The 4,775-nt window shown below is 74.7% G+C and carries 5 protein-coding genes and 1 pseudogene; 5 read left to right on the top strand and 1 reads right to left on the bottom strand.

From position 1 onward, the window contains the following. Positions 1-276, top strand: a 276-nt coding sequence (locus I4I78_RS30480) for a VOC family protein (RefSeq protein WP_218614969.1), incomplete at its 5' end; no start/stop codon positions are given. Between the two features lie 13 nt (positions 277-289). Here I4I78_RS30480 and I4I78_RS30475 read toward each other — a convergent pair. Further along, on the bottom strand, positions 290-1,873 hold the full coding sequence (locus I4I78_RS30475) for a Na+/H+ antiporter (protein WP_218614968.1): 1,584 nt from the start codon (positions 1,871-1,873) through the stop codon (positions 290-292). Positions 1,874-2,009: 136 nt separating this feature from the next. Between I4I78_RS30475 and I4I78_RS30470 the strand changes: the two genes are divergently transcribed. The 4 genes and pseudogenes from I4I78_RS30470 to I4I78_RS30455 form a co-directional block, all read left to right on the top strand. After that, on the top strand, positions 2,010-2,543 hold the full coding sequence (locus I4I78_RS30470) for a YbhB/YbcL family Raf kinase inhibitor-like protein (RefSeq protein ID WP_218614967.1): 534 nt from the start codon (positions 2,010-2,012) through the stop codon (positions 2,541-2,543). Between the two features lie 78 nt (positions 2,544-2,621). Next, complete coding sequence (locus I4I78_RS30465) at positions 2,622-3,197, top strand: hemerythrin domain-containing protein (protein ID WP_218614966.1); 576 nt, start codon at positions 2,622-2,624, stop codon at positions 3,195-3,197. A gap of 2 nt (positions 3,198-3,199) precedes the next feature. Continuing rightward, positions 3,200-4,021: a family 1 encapsulin nanocompartment shell protein gene (locus tag I4I78_RS30460; protein ID WP_218614965.1), complete on the top strand. Its 822-nt coding sequence runs from the start codon at positions 3,200-3,202 to the stop codon at positions 4,019-4,021. 188 nt (positions 4,022-4,209) lie between these two features. After that, positions 4,210-4,775 (top strand): annotated as a pseudogene (locus I4I78_RS30455) (hypothetical protein); the annotation flags it as partial.

Raw genomic sequence — 4,775 nt, 5'->3', positions numbered from 1 at the left:
GACGCGTTCGGGCTCTCCGCCCTGTTCACCGACGGCGACCGCTACGCCGCGCTCGACGGCGGCGGGGCGAAGCTCGCCCTGGCCGGGCCCGCCGAGGACCTGACCGGCGGCGTGGTCGCGGCGTCGTTCAAGGTCGCCGACGTGGCCGCGGCGCTCCAGGCGGTGACCACGGCGGGCGGGTCGGTGGTGCGCGGGCCCGAGGCCGGCCCGCACGAGACGCGCGCCGTGGCGAGGGACCCGTGGGGCAACGTCGTCATCGTCTACGGCCCCCGCTGAGCGGGGCCCGTCGCTAGTCGAGCAGGACCGTCCGCAGGTCCAGACGGCGCAGCACCCGGTCCGCGGCCTGCGGGTCCACCCCCGGCTCCCGGCGGGCGGCGAGCACCTCCGCGCGGGCTGCGGACAGCGCCGCGGCCTGGGCCGCGTTCGCGCGTTCCCGGGTCTCGCGCAGCGTGGCCAGTCGCTGGCGGTCCTCCTCGCTCGACGGCTCGCCGGTGAGCACGGCCTCCAGGCGACCGAGGCGTTCCCGCAGCCCGGACGCGACGTCCTCGGGCAGGCCCCGGATCTGCTGCTCGAACTCCATCGTCGCGGCCGCGGCGCGCCGCGCCCGCAGCACGATGACCTTCTCGGCCCGCTTCTCCGCCTCGGCCTCGGTGTCCACGCCCAGGGCGCGGACCAGCAGCGGGAGCGTGAACCCGGGGACCAGCAGCGTCGTGAACAGCACCGAGACCGCGATCAGGATGATCTCGGTGCGGGCCGGGAACGGCGCCCCGTCGGCCGTGGCGAGCGGCAGCGACAGCGCGAGCGCGAGGGTCGCCAGCCCCCGCATCCCGCACCAGGTCAGCAGCACCGCCTCGCGGCCGGTCCGCGGCGCGGAGGAGGAGTCCTCGCCGCGTCGCAGGATCCGCCACGCCGCCGTCATCCACACCGCGCGCACCCCGACCACCACCGCGCACACGAGTGCGGCGTGGCCGAGCATCCGTGGCAGGTCGTCTCCCGCGTCGGTGAGGACCTGGCGCAGGTCCAGCCCGATCAGCCCGAACGCGATCCCGGTGACCAGCAGCTCGACGACGTTCCAGAGGGAAGTCTGGGTGAGGCGCTCGGCCGCCTCGTCGGCGTCGGCGTTGCGGCGCATCTGCAGGGCCAGCACGACCACCGCGATCACCCCGGAGGCGCCGAGCTCGTCCGCGGTCAGGTAGGTGGCGAACGGCAGCACCAGGGTCAGGGCGCTGCGCCCGGTCGTGTCGGTCAGCCGTCCGAGCACGGTCCGCGCGACCCAGGCCACCCCCAGCCCGATCAGCACCGCGCCCAGCGCCCCGGCCACGAACCGCAGGCCCAGAGCGGCCGGGCTCAGCGTGTCCCGCCCGACCGTGGCCAGCACGGCGGCCTGGAAGATCACCAGCGCGGTCGCGTCGTTGAACAGGCCCTCGCTCTGCAGCACCGCGAGCAGCCGGCGCGGGATCCGCACCGTGCCCGCGACGGCCTCGACGGCGACGGGGTCCGGCGGCGCGACCATCGCACCGAGCGCCACCGCCGCGGTCAGCGCGATGCCCGGGACCAGGACCGTCGCCGTCCCGGCCACGGCGGCGACGGTGACCACGACCAGCGCGACCGCCAGCAACGCGATCGAGCGCCAGCGCGCCCGGAACACCGCCCACGACGTCCGCTGTGCAGTGGCGAACAGCAGCGGCGGCAGGAACAGCGGCAGGATCAGCTCCGGGTCGAGCGTGAACGTGTCCGGCAGGCCCGGGACCAGCGCCACCAGCACGCCGATCACGACCATCAGCGCCGGCCACGGCAGCCGCAGCCGGTCCCCCACCCCGACGAGCAGCACCGCGGCCAGCATCAGCCCGACGAGCAACAACAGGATCTGCACCCGGTCACTCTGCCATCCCCGCGCAGGCCCCGATCCCGGTCGGCACCGGCCCGCCCCGCGTGCCAGGATCGCCGGTGACCGCGGGTGCGTCCCGCAGGCCACGACCGTCCACCCCAGACCGGAGGTGCGCAGGACCATGCCCCGCAACCCCTACGACGAGCTGCCCCAGGTGCCGTCGTTCGACCTCACCAGCACCGACCTCGCCGACGGCGCCACGCTGGCCACACCCCAGCTCTCGGGGATCTTCGGCGCCGGCGGCGAGGACGTCTCGCCGCAGCTGTCCTGGTCCGGCGCGCCGGAGGGCACGGCCTCCTACGTCGTCACCGTCTACGACCCGGACGCCCCGACCGTCGCCGGGTTCTGGCACTGGGCGGTGTTCAACATCCCGGCGTCGGTGACCGAGCTGCCCTCCGGCGCGGGCGACGAGTCCGGGTCGGCGCTGCCCCCGGGAGCGGTCCAGCTACCCAACGACGCGAGCCTTCCCCGCTACCTCGGTGCCGCCCCGCCGCCCGGGCACGGCCCGCACCGCTACTACGTGGTCGTGCACGCCCTGGACGTCGCGAGCCTCGACGTCCCGGCCACCGCGACGCCGACGTTCCTCGCGTTCAACATGTTCGGCCACACCCTGGGCCGGGCCACCCTCGTCGGCAGCTACGCCAACCTCAGCTGAGCGCGCGTCCGGCGCAGGTCACGCGGACGGGCGAGCGTTCACCGCGCCGAGCGGCCCGCTCCGTCGTAACCTGCGCCGGTGCCCGACATCACCCAGCTGATCCTGAACGATCACCAGTGGTTCCGTCAGCAGTTCGCGGACCTGGACGAGCTGCAGGCGCGCTCCGACACCGACCCGCGCGAGCTCTCCCGCAAGTGGGAGCCACTGGCGTCGCGTCTGGACGTGCACGCGATCGCCGAGGAGAAGATCTTCTATCCGCAGCTGCTCGCCCACGGCGAGGACCCGGAGGACGAGACCCTCGACGCCATCGGCGACCACAACGACATCCGTGACGGTGTCGCGCAGGCCGAGCGCAGCCCGGTCGGCAGCCGCCAGTGGTGGGAGGGGGTCTGGGCCGCCCGTCGTGCGAACGACGAGCACATGGGCGAGGAGGAGAACGAGGGCCTCGCCAACTTCCGCCTGCACGCCACCACCGGACTGCGCGAGTCGCTCGGCCAGCAGTTCAGCGAGTTCCTCGACGCCCACCCCACCACCGAAGGCCTGGACAACTCCGACAAGGACCCCGAGGGGTACGTCGAAGCGGTCGAGGCGGAGATCGGCTCGTCGGACCCGACCCGTGACGGGCTCGGGATCGGCAGCCTGAAGGAGAATTAGACGTGGCCGTTAACGACCATCTCCTGCGGGAGAAGGCACCCATCCCGGAGCTCGCCTGGAAGGCGGTCGACGACGAGGCGCGCGAGCGTCTGACCCCGCTGCTCTCCGGCCGCCGGCTCGCCGACTGGACCGGCACGACGGGGTGGCAGACATCCTCGGTCGACCTGGGCCGTTCCCGGCGCCTGGACGGCCCGCCGCCCGGAGTGAAGGCCGAGGGGACGACCGCGCGCCTGCGCAGGGTGCAGGCGATGGCCGAGTTCCGTGTCCCGTTCTCGGTCTCCCGCGACGAGATCGACGACCTGCAGCGCGGCGCCCAGGACCCCGAGTTCGACGACCTCGCCCGCGCCGCCCGTGAGGCCGCCGTGATCGAGAACCGGGCGATCTTCCACGGCTGGCCGGAGGCCGGGTTCGAGGGCATCGCCGGCGTCTCGCCGTACGAGGCGCACAGCCTGGGCGACAACCCCGACAGCTACCCCGCTACCGTCGCCCGCGCGGTGGACCACCTGCGCCGCAACGGCATCGAGGGCCCGTACGCGTTGGCGATCGCGCCCGAGGGCTACACCCGGATCGTGGAGACCGCCGAGCACGGCGGCTACCCGCTGTTCGAGCACCTGAGCCGGATCCTCGGTGGACAGATCCTGCGGGCGCACGGCCTGGACGGCGCCGTGGTCGTCAGCCAGCGCGGTGGGGACTTCCTGCTCGACGTCGGCCAGGACCTGGCGATCGGCTACTCCGACCACGACGCGAACGAGGTGCACCTCTACCTCGAGGAGAGCTTCACCTTCCGCGCCGTCGAGCCGGACGCGAGCGTCTGCCTGCGCTGACCCCGCTCCACCACCCGCGCCCCCGCCGGCCACCGGCGGGGGCGCGCGTGTGCCCGGCCCCGGCGGGGCGCGCCTGTGTCCGGGCCCGCAACGAGCGTGAGTCTCGTAGCGTCCGTCGCAACGAACGCCACGGTCGTTCTCCGGGCGGGTGCTCGCGCGGGGGACTCCGGCGCGGCAGGGTGTGACGGGTGGACGCGGTCGAGCAGGCGGAGGCGGAGCTGTACCGGCTCGCGCCAGAGGACTTCGTCGCCGAGCGGGACGCGCACGTCGCCCGGGCCAAGGAGGCCGGGGACCGGGACGCGGCCAAGGCCATCGCCGCTCTGCGGCGCCCGTCGCGGGCCGCGTGGCTGACCAACCTGCTCGTCCACGCCCGTCCGGACGAGGTCGAGGGCCTGCTCGGGCTCGCCGACACGCTCGCCGCCGCCCAGCGCTCCCTCGACGGCGGCGCGCTGCGGACGATCTCCGCGCAGCGCAGCAAACTGGTGGGCGCGCTGTCTCGGCAGGCCGCCGCGCTGGGGCGCGAGGCCGGGCACCGGGTGGAGTCGACCCTCGAGCGGGAGGTCCGCACGATCCTCGAGTCCGCCCTCGCCGACCCGGAGCTGGCCGACCGGGTGCGCTCCGGGCGTCTGGTGAAGGCCGAGCGCCACGCCGGCTTCGGACCCGAGCCGGACGAGGGCGCGCAACCCCGCCCCTCACGTCCGGCGTCGGGCGACGACGAGGCCGGGAGCGATGCGGCCCGGGCCCCCGGATCCGG

This window comes from Pseudonocardia sp. KRD291 (assembly GCF_019263595.1).
In the GTDB taxonomy this organism is placed as follows: domain Bacteria; phylum Actinomycetota; class Actinomycetes; order Mycobacteriales; family Pseudonocardiaceae; genus Pseudonocardia.
This window is presented reverse-complemented; position numbering and strand designations above follow the sequence as displayed.